Source organism: Methylomicrobium sp. Wu6, from assembly GCF_035916875.1.
In the GTDB taxonomy this organism is placed as follows: domain Bacteria; phylum Pseudomonadota; class Gammaproteobacteria; order Methylococcales; family Methylomonadaceae; genus Methylomicrobium.
In genome coordinates, this window is the sequence record NZ_JAXUHN010000042.1 from 25,945 (window position 1) to 41,602 (window position 15,658).

Genomic DNA, 15,658 nt, shown 5'->3' on the forward strand with positions numbered 1-15,658 from the left:
AGCATCGCCACGGCTAAAGTGTTAAACTATCGCCATTATTTAATCCGCGATTCGCGCTGCAAACACCCCGCATAAGCCAGCATGGCCGAAGATAAAGCCTTAATCTTTTCACCGAAGGTTCCCGAATCCAAAGACGCCGCGCTATTGTGGAATGGTTTACACGGCTGCGCCGACGCGCTGGCGTTGGCTTCGGCGATTAAAAATGAAAATCGCCTGTTTCTGATCGTGACCGCCGATAACCACACCGCGCTGCGACTCGAGCACGAACTCGAGTTTTTCTTGCAGGGCGCCGGACTTTCGATTCTGCATTTTCCGGACTGGGAAACTCTGCCGTACGACGTGTTTTCGCCGCTGCCGGAAATTATCTCCGAGCGTCTGAAAACGCTCGCGCAACTGCCTCAGGTCAGGCGCGGCGCATTGATCGTCTCGGTCGCCACGCTGATGCACCGGCTCGCGCCGAGAGAGCATGTGCTCGCGCACAGCTTTTCATTAAGCGTCGGCGAGATTTTCAATCTGGAGTTGAATCGAGCCAAGCTCGAAAGCGTCGGCTATCAGTGCGTCTCGCAGGTGTATCAGCATGCCGAATTCGCCGTGCGCGGCTCAATCGTCGATCTGTTTCCGATGGGCAGCAAATCGCCCTACCGGATTGAACTTTTCGATGACGAGATCGAATCGATCCGCACTTTCGATCCCGAAACGCAACGGTCGATGGACAAGATCGATAGGATCGAATTATTTCCGGCGCGCGAATTTCCGTTTACCGACGAAGCGATCAAACATTTCCGGCAGGCTTTCCGCGATCTCTTTCCGGACGCATCGACCAAAAACACCTTATATAGCGATGTCAGCAAAGGCATTGCGCCCGGCGGCATCGAATACTATCTTCCATTGTTCGTCGAACGCACGGCCAACCTGTTCGACTACCTACCTGCGAACACGGTATTCGTATTACCGGCGATACTCGATGCACAGGCCGATGCCTTTTCCGCGGAAGCGCTCGAACGCTACGAGCAGCGGCGTTTTAATGTCGATCGGCCTTTACTGAAGCCGGAATTGTTGTTCCTGAGCACAGGCGAACTAAAGCATAGAGCCTCCGCGTTCGCGCAAATCGCTCTCCAAGGCATAGAAAGATCGCAGGCCATACCTGGCAATGGCATTTCCTTCGACTGCGCGCCGCTGCCCGAATTGACGATCGACGCGAAGCTGAAAGAGCCCGCCCAGCGGCTACGCCGGTTTATCGAAGGCTTCGACGGCAAGCTCCTATTCGTCGCCGAATCGGCCGGCCGTCGGGAAGGTCTGATCGACAAGCTAAAAACCTTCAAGATCAAACTGAAAGCGGTCGAAGGCTGGCGCGATTTTATCGATACAGAGGACAAGCTTTGCATTACGGTCGCGCCGATGGATCAGGGCCTGTGGCTCGAAAAGCAGAATCTCGCGGTGATCGCCGAAAGCCTGCTGTCCGGCGAAAAAGCCCAGCAGCGGCGCCGGCGGCGGATTGCGGCGACCAAGGAACTCGAAAAGATCGTCAACAACTTGAATGAATTGACGATTGGCTCGCCGGTTGTGCATCAAGAGCATGGCGTCGGCCGTTATATGGGCTTGCAAACCTTACAAATCGGCGGCATCGCGGCCGAGTTTCTAGCGCTGGAATACGCGCACAACGACAAACTGTATGTGCCGGTCTCGTCCTTGCATCTGATCGGGCGCTACACCGGCGTCAACCCCGAAACCGCGCCGCTGCACAAACTCGGCGGCGACCAGTGGAGCAAGGCGAAGAAAAAGGCAATCGAAAAAATCCGCGACGTCGCGGCGGAGCTCTTGGAAATTTATGCAAAGCGCGCGGCCAAGAAAGGCCATGAATTTCACATTGCCGACAATGATTATCAGGCCTTTGCCGACGCGTTTCCGTTCGAGGAAACACCCGACCAGCAGACCGCGATCGAAGCGATCCTGGAAGACATGACCTGCCCTCAGCCGATGGACCGGGTCATTTGCGGCGACGTCGGTTTCGGCAAGACCGAAGTCGCGATGCGCGCCGCCTATATCGCGGTGCAGGACGGCAAACAGGTTGCGGTGCTGGTGCCGACGACGCTGCTCGCGCAGCAGCATTATCAAAACTTCCGCGACCGCTTCGCCGACTGGCCGGTGCGCGTCGAAGTGATGTCCCGCTTTGTGACGCCGAAACAGCAAAAAGAAGTCGCCGACGCCCTCACGGAAGGCAGCGTCGATATCATCATCGGCACGCATAAACTGTTGTCGAAGGAGCTCGGATACAAAGCGCTCGGCCTGGTTATCATCGACGAAGAACACCGTTTCGGCGTGCATCAAAAAGAGCATTTCAAAAAGCTGCGTAACGAACTGGACCTGTTGACGCTGACCGCGACGCCGATTCCGAGGACGTTGAACATGGCGATGTCGGGCCTGCGCGACATTTCGATCATTGCAAGCCCTCCGCCGAACCGCCACGCGATCAAGACCTTCATCAGCGAATGGGTCGATGCGTTGGTGCAGGAGGCGTGCCTGCGCGAGATCAAGCGCGGCGGCCAGATTTTCTTCCTGCACAACGACATCAAGTCGATGGACAAAATGGCCGGCGAACTACAGAAACTTGTGCCGGACGCGCGGATCGAAATTGCTCACGGCCAGATGCCCGAGCGCGATCTCGAACGGATCATGCTCGACTTTTATCATCAGCGCTTCAATCTGCTGCTCAGCACCACGATCATCGAAAGCGGCATTGATATTCCGAGCGCGAATACAATCATCATCAACCGCGCCGACAAACTCGGCCTCGCACAGTTGCATCAACTGCGTGGGCGCGTCGGCCGCTCGCACCACCGTGCTTATGCCTATTTCATCGTGCCGCCGAAAACATTGATGACCAAGGACGCGCAGAAGCGGCTCGAAGCAATCGAAGCCTCCGGCGACCTCGGCGCGGGCTTCATGCTGTCCTCGCACGACCTCGAAATCCGCGGCGCCGGCGAATTGCTCGGCGACGAACAAAGTGGCCAGATTCAGGAAATCGGCTACACCTTATATACGGAACTGCTCGACCGCGCGGTCCATGCGCTAAAATCGGGCAAACAGCCGGAGCTGGAACTGCCGGCCGAAATGGGCCCGGAAGTCGATCTGCAAGCACCTGCGTTAATCCCGGAAGACTATCTGCCGGACATCCATGCGCGTCTGGTGCTGTACAAACGCATCGCCAGCGCCGAATCGCCCGAAGACCTCCGCGATCTGCAAGTCGAAATGATCGACCGCTTTGGCCTCTTGCCAGAGCCGGTCAAAACGCTGTTCAGCGTGACAGAATTAAAACAAGATGCGCAAAAGCTGGGTCTGAAAAAGATCGAGGCGAACGCCGCCGGCGGCCGCCTGGTCTTTACCAAGGAACCGAAAATCAATACCGAGCAACTGATTACATTGATTCAAACCCAGGCGCAGGTCTATAAATTCGACGGTGCGGACAAACTCAGATTCATCAAAAAGTTTGATACGACCGAACAGAAGCTCGAGTTCATTACGGAATTGTTGGCGCGGTTGGCGGTTGAGTGACAGGACTTCTTTATGCCGCGCAGCCAGGATTGCCCATAATGGAGTCACTTTTTTCATTCTCTCCTCCTGATCGAACACCCTGTCACGCCAGGAATTACGAACAGCCCAGCACCTCCTGGTCATGACGCCGCCCTGTTATCGCCGCAGCGGAACCGATTGCCGCATTCGCTTCGCCTTGGGGAAATGTTCCTTGGGTTCGATTCTGGTTGCGCTCAGCGAACGCGGCGTATGCGCGATCACACTGGGCGACGATCCCGATGCGTTGGCGCGTGACTTGACGGATCGCTTTCCGCAAGCCGAACTGATTGGCGGAGACTGCGAATCCGAACAGTGGGTCGCCAAGGTGGTCGGCTTTATCGAAATACCGGCTTTGGAATTGGATTTACCCCTGGATGTGCGCGGCACGGCGTTCCAGCAACGGGTATGGCAGGCGCTAAGAAAAATCCCGGCCGGCGGCAAGGCCAGCTATACGGAAATCGCGGTACGCATCGGCGCGCCGAAGGCGGTGCGGGCGGTGGCGACGGCCTGCGCGGCCAATGCCTTGGCGGTGGCGATTCCTTGCCATCGGGTAGTCAGGTCGGACGGCAGTCTATCGGGCTATCGGTGGGGCGTCGAACGCAAAGCCGAATTGCTGCGGCGCGAAAGCGAAGCGTCAGAGCCAAACGTTTGATCCTTACAACATAACCCATCTGCGGACTGGGCTTTGCGCGCCGCTATTTTTTAATCAGCGTGACCAACCGGGATTCGTTATCGATGACCAACTTATAACGCCCCAGCGCACTCATCCCCAACAGACTTTTATTGTTCAACAGCGCATCGTCAACGAAAGCGGCATCCACGTTTTCGAGGGTTTCCCCTTCTATTCTAAGGCCCTGCAATTTGCCGACTTTGGCGTCCACGCTGCCGTTCGCTGTCTGCATGATCCGCGCAGCCAGCGTGTCCTCGGCGATCCCGAGCTTGTCAATCATCGAAGCCGGCAGCACGATCAAATCCGCGCCGGTATCGACAATCATTTCGACTGTTTCCCAATAGGCGCCGGTGCCCGAAATGGATAACGAGACCAACAAGTGCCCGCCTTCGAAGCGGGTCGGTAATACAATACGGCTGCTGTCGGTTTTTTGTTTCCTATTGATAATCACGACTTTTTCGATCTTTCCTTTGAGGTCCCGACTGACGACGTGATTGTATGACGCCAGCGCTTTCTCGAGTTGCTGTTCCAGGCTGCCGCGTGCGCGCACTTTCGGTTCATCGCCGATGTTATCCAGGCCAACGATCTGTATAGCCATCTGGTTTTGCAGCGACTCGATTTGGCCGTATAAATCATCGCCATAATCGGTTTCTTCCGCCTCCGCGCAAAGCGCGGCAACAACACAGAAACAACAGACAAGCTTTCTGATTGAAATGAGGTAATGGTACATGGTTACGGAAATAATCGCCTTTATTTACAGTAGACTCACGCTTGGCCGCGCCGTATCCCGAGTTGACCCAACAACAGCATAATTTTTTCCTTGCGCTGGCCTTCGGATAAGGTGCGGAGATACTGCGTCCGCATACTGTCCGGCAGTTTGTTCACCATGCATGCCAGAACCGCTTCGATGTTGTAGCAAGCCGCCGGCGTTGACAAGCAAACCGGCACGCAATCCTCGCGCGCAACTTGCAAGGAATGGGCGACCGTTTCGACAGCCTCACGGATGTTTCTGGCTTTGCCGTTGTCGGGATTTTCGATATCATACGGCGGATCCCACTCCCGAAAAGGGCGCAATCGATCGATATGGCTGACGACGACCAGCACTGGCGGCATGCGCCGTTCGAGATGCACGCCGAACCAGTTGCGCAATTCGCTTAGAAAACGGACATCGGCTTCGCGGCCGGCTTGCATCGCCGAGCAAACCACTATCACCAGATCGAAATCGCCGAGTTGTCGGTCATTTTTTTGGAACCAGAAGTCGTTCTCGCTGTAACCCGGACTATCATAAAGCAACACATCGCCCATGTCCGGTTGTTGAAGTTTGTAAAGCCGCAATTGATCGGCGACCGGCAATACATCGACAGTGGTTCTGAATTCTCCGAGCAAACCGTTGATCAGACTGGATTTTCCGGCTTTGGCCTGACCGGCGATCAACACGCGCAAGGGGCGTTTGGCGAGAGCATTCTCTTCTTGTTCCGTCTCGATCGTCGAGATGGCGGACGGCGGGAAATGGCCGCTGTAGAGCGCGATCGCATAATAGCCGATCTTTTTGACGAGCGCCTGCAATAGCCAGCGCTCCAGCAAACCTTTCGGATAATCGGTCAGTTTACCAGTAAAAAAATGGCTCAGCTCGTTCGGAATCGCGGTAAAAGGCGACGCCGCCATCGCGAGCGTGCGGCGCAGATAATTGAACTGTTTGAATTTCTCCTTCCATTGCCAAACTTGCAAACCGTCTTGAACCGTAATCAGATGGCTAAACGGCACTTTTTCATCGAGAAGCTCGCGCATATCGCGGCAGACCTGCTCGACAATGAACAGGATGTTACGTAGCGGCACATCCAGTTCGGCACGGCCGGCTTCGGGCTTAAAATGCGTCGCGACTTCGGTGACCACCCGTTTGGCCAGGGCCGCGAGCCGCGCCGCATCGGTCAACGGGTAATCGGCAGGATTCAGTTCTTTCGCCAAGGCGTCGATTTTATCCCAAATTTCCTTGGCGGCAGGCGACCAGCGGTCGTCAGGATCGATACTCGGCAGGGTCGGCGGCAGCGGCTCATCCTGCTGCAATTTTTGACTCAGAATCCAGGCGATGCCATAAGATGACAATAAAATCGGTGCGGCGATCAACAAGTAATGTTGCTGCCATAACCAAATACCTCCGAGAATCAACAACGCCAGCCAGGGCAACAAAACCAAGACGAACAAAACGATCAAGAGCGCGGTTTTTTTCATGATTCTTGAGTTTGCGCTTGTTGGCGTTTGACCGCATCGCGCAGCAACTCGCCACCACGCATGAACTCCTGTTTGAACATCGCATTCAGCGCTTTGGGGCTTAAAGCCTTGCCTTGCTTGGTCTGCGCAAAATAAAAGCACAGGGTTTTGCCCAGCGCATAACTGACCGCGGCGGTGTACAAGCCGGCCATCCCGGCCGCCACCGTTTGCCCATAATAAGGCACCAGTTTCAACAACTCGCGCCCGCCCATGCCCGACAACACACCAAGGCCGATCGCGCTGACGATTTCGCTGATACTTTGCCGAGTTAAAGGCAGGCCATAGACACTGGCAATGCTGTGAAACATCTTGCCCTGCAAAATGACGACGGTGCTCAAGCTGGCAACCGGAAGCGGAATCGCGGCCGCGCAACCGGCCAACATCGCGTAACTGACGATATGAGCATGCGCCGCTTTCGAATAAACGTCGTTGATCCGGCTGACATCGAGCATTTCGCGCAGACCGAACGGCAACGCGGTTTCGATCGCGGTCCACAGTTCGTCGATGCCGTAATCGGCGGGCTCATAACCGTCCTCGGCCAGGGTAAAATCGATCGGCACGAAACGGGCGTTCAGGCCGGCAAAAGCATCGCGCTGTTTCAGCAGCGAACAAATCAGGTCCGGCGGTACGCTGCGGCTGATCTGCCTCTCCGCAAACGGATATGGAACTGCATGTTCCATCGTCCGGGTCGGGTAGCCTTCATGCAATGTCGTTTGCGCGACGATCAGCGGCCAGTTCGGATGCGACTTGCGAATCTGCCTGGCGGCCGCCAACAACGCATCCAGTTGATGATCCATCGCCTTCACGACCACGATCAGCAAATGCGCCTGCTGTTCGTTCCAGGCCATGTCATCGCCGGCATCATAGCCGGCTTCCGACAGACCGCGCGTATCCAGGAAACGCAAAAACGCGGTTTCCGCATCCGGATAATCGAAAAACATCGCGGTCTTGGTACAGGGTTTGAAGCCATTGCCGACTTCCACAGCGGTTGAATGCGTGAGCGTGCGGATGATCGCGCTTTTGCCGCTTTGGGTCTTGCCCAGCAGCCAGAAGACCGGAGGCGGTACGCTGGCGTGGATCGTATTGATGGCCAGTTCCGCTTCGGCATCAACGGCGGGATTGAGGATTTTGCTGGCGTAATCCTGCAGGCTAGCGAATGGATTCTTCGCCTGAAGACTCCATTCTCTCCAAAACTTCCAGCCGGAAAACAAATGCGTCAGCTTAGGCATGAGAGCTGCTTACGAGAGTTGGGGCAGACGGCCGAACCGGACTTCGGCGAATGTCTCGCCATCGCTTCCACGCTCGCGCGTGGAAGCGATAGTCACTAGATTTAAGCGCTGGCCTTTTCGCCGTAGTGCGATTCAATATAGCGCTGCACGATTTCCTGGAACTCCTCGGCAATGCGGTCGCCTTTCAGCGTAACCGTTTTTTCGCCATCTTCATAGACCGGCGCGACCGGGGACTCGCCGGTGCCTGGCAGGCTGATGCCGATATTCGCGTTTTTGCTTTCGCCGGGACCGTTGACCACGCATCCCATCACCGCGACTTCCATTTCCTCGACGCCCGGATATTGGGTGCGCCAGACCGGCATCTGGTCGCGCAAATAGGTTTGAATCTCCAGCGCCAGCTTCTGAAAATAATCGCTGGTCGTGCGACCGCAACCAGGGCAGGAAATCACCATCGGAGTAAACGAGCGGAAGCCCATTGTTTGCAGAATTTCCTGCGCGACGATCACTTCCTGGGTTCTGGAGGCGCCGGGCTCCGGCGTCAGCGAGATCCGTATTGTATCGCCGATACCCTGCTGCATCAGCACCGACAGCGCCGCCGACGACGCGACGATGCCCTTCGATCCCATGCCCGCTTCGGTCAGACCCAGGTGCAGCGCATAATCGCAACGGCTCGACAAATCCTGGTAAATGCGGATCAGATCCTGTACGTTGCTGATCTTGCAGGACAGGATGATCTTGTCCTTGCCGAGACCGATTTCCTCGGCTTTCGCGGCGCTTTCGAGCGCGGACATCACGATCGCCTTGCGCGTTACAGCGGCCAGTGGTTCGGGATTCGGCAATTCACGATTCTCGTCGAGCAGCCGGGCCAGCACCGCCGGGTCCAGACTGCCGCCGTTCACGCCGATGCGAACCGGCTTGTTGTACTGGCAGGCGAATTCGACCATTTGCTGAAACTGCGGGTCGCGGCTTTTACCGCGGCCGACGTTGCCGGGATTGATCCGGTATTTGTCGAGCGCCGCCGCGCAATCCGGGTACTTTTCGAGCAAGCGATGGCCGTTGAAATGAAAATCGCCGACGATAGGCACCGCATGGCCTTTCTTGTCCAGCTGATTGCGAATCTCCGCGACCGCTTTCGCCGCTTCTTCGGTATTGACAGTCACCCGAACGATTTCGGAACCCGCCTCGGCTAACTCGATGATTTGGTTGACCGTGGACGTGACATCGGCGGTATCGGTATTGGTCATCGATTGCACGACGATCGGCGCGCCGCCGCCCACTTTAACGCCGCCGACCGCAACCTGATGCGTAATTTTTCTAAGACTGATAGACATGGACTAAACTTTCAATAAGGAATGGCTAATTTAAAATCGTGTTCTATATTATACGCCGAGAGTGTGTCAAGGGCAGAGTGAAATCGTGAGGATTAATTATTTTTCAGACATCCATTTGGAATTCGGCAAGTTGGAAATCCCGGACAACGATGCCGATCTGATAATCGCGGCCGGCGACATCGGCATTTGCGATCAGGGCGTCGCTTGGCTGAAAAATTTGGGTAAACCGGTCATCTATGTGGCCGGCAACCATGAATTTTATACACATGAATATCGCGAGGCGTTGCTGTTGATCCGCGAGCAATGTCAAGGATCGAACGTGCAGTTTCTCGAAAACCGCCGCGTCATTTTCGGGCAGGTGCGTTTTTTGGGTTGTACGCTATGGACCGATTTATATGCCGACGGCCGGGAAAAAACCGACTCTCTCAGCGAGTCGCTAAACGATTTCAAAAAAATCCGCTTCAACGGCAATGCATTGGATGCGAATGAATTTACAAAACTCCATCAACATTCGAAGTCGTGGCTCGAAAACGAACTAACTCAGCCGTTTTCGGGAAAGACCGTGATCGTAACGCATCATGCGCCGTCGGAATGGAGCTGGAACGAGACGCCGAGCGCGGCCAAGAAACTAGCCTACTGCAATGATTTGAGAGAGTTGATGCATCAATACGAGATCGCCGCGTGGTTCCACGGCCATACGCATTGCCTGCTCGACTACCGGATCGCCGGAACCCGGATTCTTTGCAATCCGCGCGGCTATACCGGCCTAAAAACGGTGCGAGGGTTTGATCTGAACAAGACCATCGATATTTAGCAAAGCTTACATCTGCATCGCGGCCACACCCATCCGCAATGCCTTGTCAAAACAAAAAAAGAATCTACACCACAGCCAACTTACCCAGAAAATCTTTTGAATAGCGTTTTCCCGCAATCAAGCCTTGAGCGTTTGTGCCGCCATACTTATATATCGAAATATTTTTCGTGCGATAAATTCGTTCTAAAGCAAAATACTTGAAATTCTTTGCCTGGAACCCTAGCGACCATCAAAGCATCTCGCAAAGCATCGCTATTTTCATGAGTTCAGCGAGACTGCCTACCTGCAGCTTTTCCATAATTCGCGCCCGGTGCGCATCGATCGTGCGATTGCTGACCTTCAATATTTTCGCCGATTCCTTGTTCGAATGGCTACTGATGACTAGCCGCAGGACCTCCATTTCGCGGGGCGTCAATTGTTCCAGGCGTTGTTGGATTTCACTCTTGAACAACCGTTGGGTCCGCGCATAAATGTCCTTGTTGATGCCCTCCTCGATCCGTTCTAGCAAAACGCTGTTTTCGAAAGGTTTCTCGAGAAAATCGATGGCGCCGGCCCGGAACGCTTTCGCGGAATCGGCAACGTCGGCATGGCCGCTGATAAAAATGATCGGAAGACTGATATTCCGTTTGCTCAACTCCTCCTGTAATTCAAGACCGCTCATCGCCGGCATGCGTACATCCAGCAACAGACAGCCCGGCCGCTCGGAATCATATCCGTCTAAAAAATCCAGCGCGGATTCAAAACTTTGAATGTTGAATCCCGACGTTTCGATCAATAACGTCAATGAATCTCGGATCACGAATTCATCGTCCACCAGATACACGATCGCGTTGTTCTGTTCAAAACTCATTAACCAGCTCCTTCGGCGGCAAGGTGACATAAAAGGTACAACCATTTCCGTCTTGGCTATTGAACCGTATTGTTCCGTGATGCGCTTCGACCAACGAACGGCTGATCGACAATCCCATGCCCATGCCGTTTTTTTTGGTCGTGTAAAAAGGCGTCATGATTTTAGCGCGGTCGGCATCAGAAATTCCCGGTCCGCTGTCCTTGACCGTGATTTCGATATGTTGGCGGTCGTCCAGTTGCGTGCATAAGACCAGGCGGCGCGGACGATCCACGGGCAGATCATGCATGGCATCGATTGCATTTCTGAGCAAATTCAACAATACCTGCTCAATCTGCACTTCATTGATATAAACCAGCGGCAAATTCTCCGCCAATTCCAGACAAAAGAGTATGTTTTGCAGTTTGATCTCGGTCGAGCAAAGCCCGATGCAATCCTTGACCACTTGATTGATACTCGCCGACGTCCGGCTGGTGGTTTTCGAACGGACAAAATCGCGCATCCGATGTATGATTTGGCCCGCACGCAACGCCTGTTGATTCGTTTTGGCCAGAATGCCGGCCAGCTTCACATGATCGGGATTCGGGGACATGAGCAGGCTGACGCAAACCTCCGTATAGGCGACGATCGCGGTCAACGGCTGATTGACTTCATGGGCGATACCCGACGCCATTTCGCCCATCAGACTGAGGCGGGTGACATGCGCGAGTTCTTCGAGATGCTCCCGATTTTCCTTTTCCTGGAGTTTGCGTTGCCTGATGTCGCGCAGCAAACCGGTAAAAAAAATCTCGCCGTCGATAAAAAATTTAGCCAACGACAAATCCAGCGGCACGGTCCATCCGCCTTTGTGCAATCCCTCGACTTCGCGCACGCTGCCAATGATTTTGGAAATGCCGGTATCGATATGATTTTGTATGTACCGGTCGTGTTTCACGGCATGATCGGGCGCCATCAGTAGGCTGATATTGCCGCCGATCAGCTCTTCCTCGGCATAACCGAGTATCGCCTTGACGGCCGCATTCGCGGTCACCACAATGCCTTTCCGGTCTATCATGATGATGCCTTCGGACGCCGCATTGAAAATCGAGTTGAGCCTGGCCTCCCGTTCACGCAAGCGCTGCTTCGACTTTTTGAGCGCTTCGATATTCTGTTGCACCGCCAGATTGCTTGCGGTCAACTGTTCCGCCTGTTCGACCAGCTTTTGCTCCAGCATTCGGATTCTGTCCTCGGGCGACCGCAAGTTTTCCTGCATCGCGGCAAAGTGCCCTGGCCGTTCAGCACCCTCTTCCGGCGCATTACTGCAAGGCTGATCTGCATCTGAATGGATGTTTTCAGAGTTCATGAACGAAATTCGAGTTGAGGGTAAGTAAAAAAGTATGCAAATTTTACACTTAAACGGCATTTAGTAGACTGCCAAAACTCACACACTCCCGTTTTAGCCTGTCAGGGGATTCCCCAATGTCACGATTGATTGCGCGTTAGAAATGATAATGCCGTATTAAAATGGAGCAATGAAAACGATTGTCAAACGGCGTTTATAAAACATTAATAATGTATGTTAAAAAATAAGCTGGGAACGCTGTCCTCTTGGCAATAAGACCCGCCTCGCTCGAAAATGCTCAAAATTGATATAGGTATTTATACGAATTGTCGACTGTCCTTTTTGTTGTTAGCATCGAAGAAATTTTCCTTTCGAGTACTTCAGGAAACACAATGAACATACTAGATAACCAACTGAATTGTAAAGAAAACGGAGGAATGGATCCAAACATATTCAGACTGATGGTCGAGGAACGGGCCTACTTTAAAGCTGAACGGAGATGTTTTGTAAGTGGACATGAACTGGACGACTGGCTTGAAGCCGAACAAGAAATAAGCAACCAATGCCGCTACTGGCATTTGGATATCGACTCATCCTAATCGCAGCACATTTTTCAATCCGTCCGAACAACTCAAGGTAGGGCACATTATGAACCGCAATCAACATACCAACAATGCCGGCGCTTACACGCCGGATTCGCGCAGGCGCTACGTCGCCTTTCATGAAGCAGGTCACGCCGCCGCAATATATTTGATCAACCGGGCGCGCGAAATTCCTCCCCTCTTATTCAGCCTGAGATTCAACGTCTCCGGCATGGATGACGGTGCGGACTTTCAAACCTCATTTGAAAATTATATTGGCTACATCGAAGGCGGGCGCTTGCTACATACACTGCCGCCAACGCTGAACACTATGCAACACCCGCCGATGGAGACCGGTCAAGACTGGATTCAAACACCGGAAGATTTACTCAATGCGTTTGAAGCGGACGTGATCAATCTACTTGCCGGGCCTTTGTCCGAAGCCAAATATATTGCCGAAACCGATGGCGAAATCTTTACGCACCGACTGGTCGACCCACCCGCGCTCGAAAATTACGGCGGCGCCTTCGACCTGGCGCTGATCAATGACTATTTGCATAGTTTTTCCACCGATCCCGAGGAACGCGACCAAAAATTGAACCAATTACACCGAGTGGCATTCAATTTCATTAATGATTATCATAACTGGCGAGCCGTCTCCAAACTTGCCGGATATATTCTCGCCGCGAATAAGAATACGATTTGCTATGACGAAGTCGCGGCGGTATTGGAAGGTGAGAGAGAAAATTTGCGCGGAGGATTTGGTCAACAATAACCCCCCGATTTTTCTGTGTACCAGGATTTGGCGTAGGTCACGTTATCAGCGGATTCCCGGCGATTCGCCCCATTGTGACTTCATAGAATCAAGGGACGCTGGCGCATACGCTATCCTACTCGGATTAAATTGCGGCTTCATGTATGGCCTTGCGCCTCTCTGCCAGGATAAAAAAACACCCTAGGACCCCCTCATGAAAAAACCCGAAAATGATCTTGTGAAATTACTGACCGCCCTTTTTAGCCAAATTTTAGATGTGTTGAAAAATCTGCTGACGCGCGCTTTGAACTTGTTAACCCGGCAAAAGCAGCCGGTCGATCTTCATAAAGCGCCGGACATCGACCCTAAACAAAAAAAGATCCTCATTTTTGCGCTCGGTTTCATCCTGCTTTTGCTCGCGTTCAACAACTTACAGGAAGTCCGGCAGAGTGAAATGCCGTTCAGCCAGTTTCTGACGTTGGTTCAGGAAGGCAAGATCGACAAGGTGGTCGTTTCTGAACATTACATCAGCGGCGTGACCAAGCCAGAAAGCGGCGAAAGCGCGGGAAATCCGTTCATGACCGTGCCGCTGTGGCAAACCGATCTTGCCGAAATGCTCGCGAAAAACAAAGTCGATTTCGTGGTCAGAAGCGGCGACAACTGGTTGTCGAATTTGATTTTCAACTGGATCATCCCGATGTTTATTTTCATATTCATCTGGTCCTGGCTACTCCGCCGCACGACCGCCGCGGGCCCGCAGTCTTTTCTGAATATCGGCAACAAAGCCCGTATCCATCAGGATACGCAGCCGAAGATCACCTTCAAAGACGTGGCCGGCGCCGACAGCGCCAAACAGGAACTCAGCGAATCGATCGATTTCCTGAAAAACCCGGAAAAAATTCAGAAGCTCGGCGGGCGCATGCCGAAAGGCGTGCTGCTGGTCGGTCAGCCCGGCACCGGCAAGACGCTGCTCGCGCGCGCGGTTTCCGGCGAGGCGGGGGTGCCTTTTTTCAATATCAGCGCCTCAGAATTCATCGAACTGTTCGTAGGAGTCGGCGCGGCGCGTGTTCGTGAATTGTTTGATCAGGCGCGCAACAAGGCACCGTGCATCATCTTCATCGACGAGCTCGATGCGATCGGCCGCTCGCGCGGCGGCCCGGCCGTGATGGGCGGCCATGACGAGCGCGAACAAACCTTGAACCAGCTGCTGACCGAGTTGGACGGTTTCGATACTTCGGTCGGCGTGGTCGTGATGGCGGCGACCAACCGCCCCGAAATCCTCGACAAGGCACTGCTCCGCTCAGGCCGTTTCGATCGTCAGATCGTCGTCGACAAACCCGACTTGCGGGATCGCGTCGAAATCCTGAAACTGCACACGCATAATATGCCACTCGCGAAGGACATCGACATTTCCGTGGTAGCCAAACGCACCCCCGGCCTGGTCGGCGCCGACCTCGCGAATATCGCGAACGAAGCCGCGATTATGGCGACCCGCAGCGGCCACACCCAGGTCGAAATGCAGGACTTCGAAGCCGCGATCGACCGCATTCTGGCCGGCCCCGAAAAGAAAAACCGCGTGCTGAACGCCGAGGAAAAGCGCCGCGTCGCCTATCATGAAGCCGGGCACGCCCTGGTCGCCGAAATCGTGCCGACCGGCCAGCCGGTGCATAAGATTTCGATCATTCCACGCGGCGTCTCGGCCTTGGGCTTTACCTTGCAGTTACCGGTCGAAGAAAAATTCCTCTCGACCGAGGATGAATTGAAGGATCAAATCGCGATTCTGCTCGGCGGCCGTATCGCCGAGGAAACGATTTTAGGCAGCATTTCGACCGGCGCGCAAAACGACCTCGAAAAAGCGACCGAAATCGCGCGCAACATGGTTTGCAGCCTCGGCATGAGCAAAAAGCTCGGCCCCTTGGTTTACGGCAAACGCCAGCAATTGCAGTTTTTGGAAACCGAAATCTCCGAATACCGCAACTACAGCGATATCACAGCAAGCCTGATCGACGCCGAAATTAAAATGCTGGTCGAGGAAGGCGAAAGCCGGGCGCGCGAAATACTGACCCTGAACCGGCCGATGCTCGAAAAACTGGCCGGTTTGTTACAGGAAAAAGAAGTGATCAACCGGGAAGAAGTGGCCGCATTAATGGGTAAATAGAGTTTGCTCAGTAAATCAGCCATAGGCCTGTACAAGCCGAACGCCTGAGCAGAGCTGAGCGCGCTGGGTTAAAACCATTTGTTTCCAGGCATGTGCAACTGCCTCCATTAAACCA

General features: G+C 54.0%; 12 protein-coding genes. 6 read left to right on the top strand and 6 right to left on the bottom strand.

Translation table 11 applies throughout. The features are described 5' to 3' along the window. The first annotated feature begins 81 nt into the window (after nt 1-81). Nucleotides 82-3,552: a transcription-repair coupling factor gene (gene mfd, locus U2W12_RS03030; protein WP_326499197.1), complete on the top strand. Its 3,471-nt coding sequence runs from the start codon at nt 82-84 to the stop codon at nt 3,550-3,552. 121 nt (nt 3,553-3,673) lie between these two features. Then, nucleotides 3,674-4,222, top strand: a complete 549-nt coding sequence (locus U2W12_RS03035; RefSeq protein WP_326499198.1) for a methylated-DNA--[protein]-cysteine S-methyltransferase — start codon at nt 3,674-3,676, stop codon at nt 4,220-4,222. A 43-nt stretch (nt 4,223-4,265) separates the two neighbouring features. Here U2W12_RS03035 and U2W12_RS03040 read toward each other — a convergent pair whose 3' ends face one another. From U2W12_RS03040 to ispG, 4 genes are all read right to left on the bottom strand, one after another. Next, complete coding sequence (locus U2W12_RS03040; protein WP_326499199.1) at nt 4,266-4,970, bottom strand: retropepsin-like aspartic protease; 705 nt, start codon at nt 4,968-4,970, stop codon at nt 4,266-4,268. 35 nt (nt 4,971-5,005) lie between these two features. Then, nucleotides 5,006-6,469 carry a GTPase gene (locus tag U2W12_RS03045; protein WP_326499200.1) on the bottom strand — a complete coding sequence of 488 codons (1,464 nt, stop codon included), beginning with the start codon at nt 6,467-6,469 and terminating at the stop codon, nt 5,006-5,008. Then, the gene (locus U2W12_RS03050) at nt 6,466-7,737 is read right to left on the bottom strand and encodes a GTPase (RefSeq protein ID WP_326499201.1); all 1,272 of its coding nucleotides are present in this window, start codon (nt 7,735-7,737) and stop codon (nt 6,466-6,468) included. The genes U2W12_RS03045 and U2W12_RS03050 overlap by 4 nt, the downstream gene beginning before the upstream one ends. A 101-nt stretch (nt 7,738-7,838) precedes the next feature. Further along, on the bottom strand, nt 7,839-9,068 hold the full coding sequence (ispG, locus tag U2W12_RS03055) for a flavodoxin-dependent (E)-4-hydroxy-3-methylbut-2-enyl-diphosphate synthase (protein WP_326499202.1): 1,230 nt from the start codon (nt 9,066-9,068) through the stop codon (nt 7,839-7,841). Between the two features lie 85 nt (nt 9,069-9,153). On the opposite strand from ispG, the gene U2W12_RS03060 reads away from it, so the two are divergent. After that, nucleotides 9,154-9,882 (top strand): metallophosphoesterase, encoded by a 729-nt coding sequence (locus tag U2W12_RS03060; protein ID WP_326499203.1) that lies wholly within the window; start codon nt 9,154-9,156, stop codon nt 9,880-9,882. Nucleotides 9,883-10,111: 229 nt separating this feature from the next. Here the strand turns inward: U2W12_RS03060 and U2W12_RS03065 are convergent, their stop codons facing one another. After that, nucleotides 10,112-10,732, bottom strand: coding sequence for a response regulator (locus tag U2W12_RS03065; protein ID WP_326499204.1), 621 nt, complete (start codon nt 10,730-10,732; stop codon nt 10,112-10,114). Further along, a complete protein-coding gene (locus U2W12_RS03070) occupies nt 10,722-12,071 on the bottom strand; it encodes a PAS domain S-box protein (RefSeq protein ID WP_326499205.1) in 1,350 nt (449 codons plus the stop codon). The genes U2W12_RS03065 and U2W12_RS03070 overlap by 11 nt, the downstream gene beginning before the upstream one ends. A gap of 371 nt (nt 12,072-12,442) precedes the next feature. Here U2W12_RS03070 and U2W12_RS03075 point away from each other — a divergent pair, with 371 nt between their 5' ends. The 3 genes from U2W12_RS03075 to ftsH all read left to right on the top strand — a co-directional run bounded on the left by U2W12_RS03075 (nt 12,443) and on the right by ftsH (nt 15,543). After that, a complete protein-coding gene (locus U2W12_RS03075; protein ID WP_326499206.1) occupies nt 12,443-12,649 on the top strand; it encodes a DUF2934 domain-containing protein in 207 nt (68 codons plus the stop codon). 49 nt (nt 12,650-12,698) lie between these two features. Further along, nucleotides 12,699-13,406 (top strand): hypothetical protein, encoded by a 708-nt coding sequence (locus tag U2W12_RS03080; RefSeq protein WP_326499207.1) that lies wholly within the window; start codon nt 12,699-12,701, stop codon nt 13,404-13,406. 193 nt (nt 13,407-13,599) lie between these two features. Further along, complete coding sequence (gene ftsH / locus U2W12_RS03085) at nt 13,600-15,543, top strand: ATP-dependent zinc metalloprotease FtsH (RefSeq protein WP_326499208.1); 1,944 nt, start codon at nt 13,600-13,602, stop codon at nt 15,541-15,543. Nucleotides 15,544-15,658: the final 115 nt, after the last annotated feature.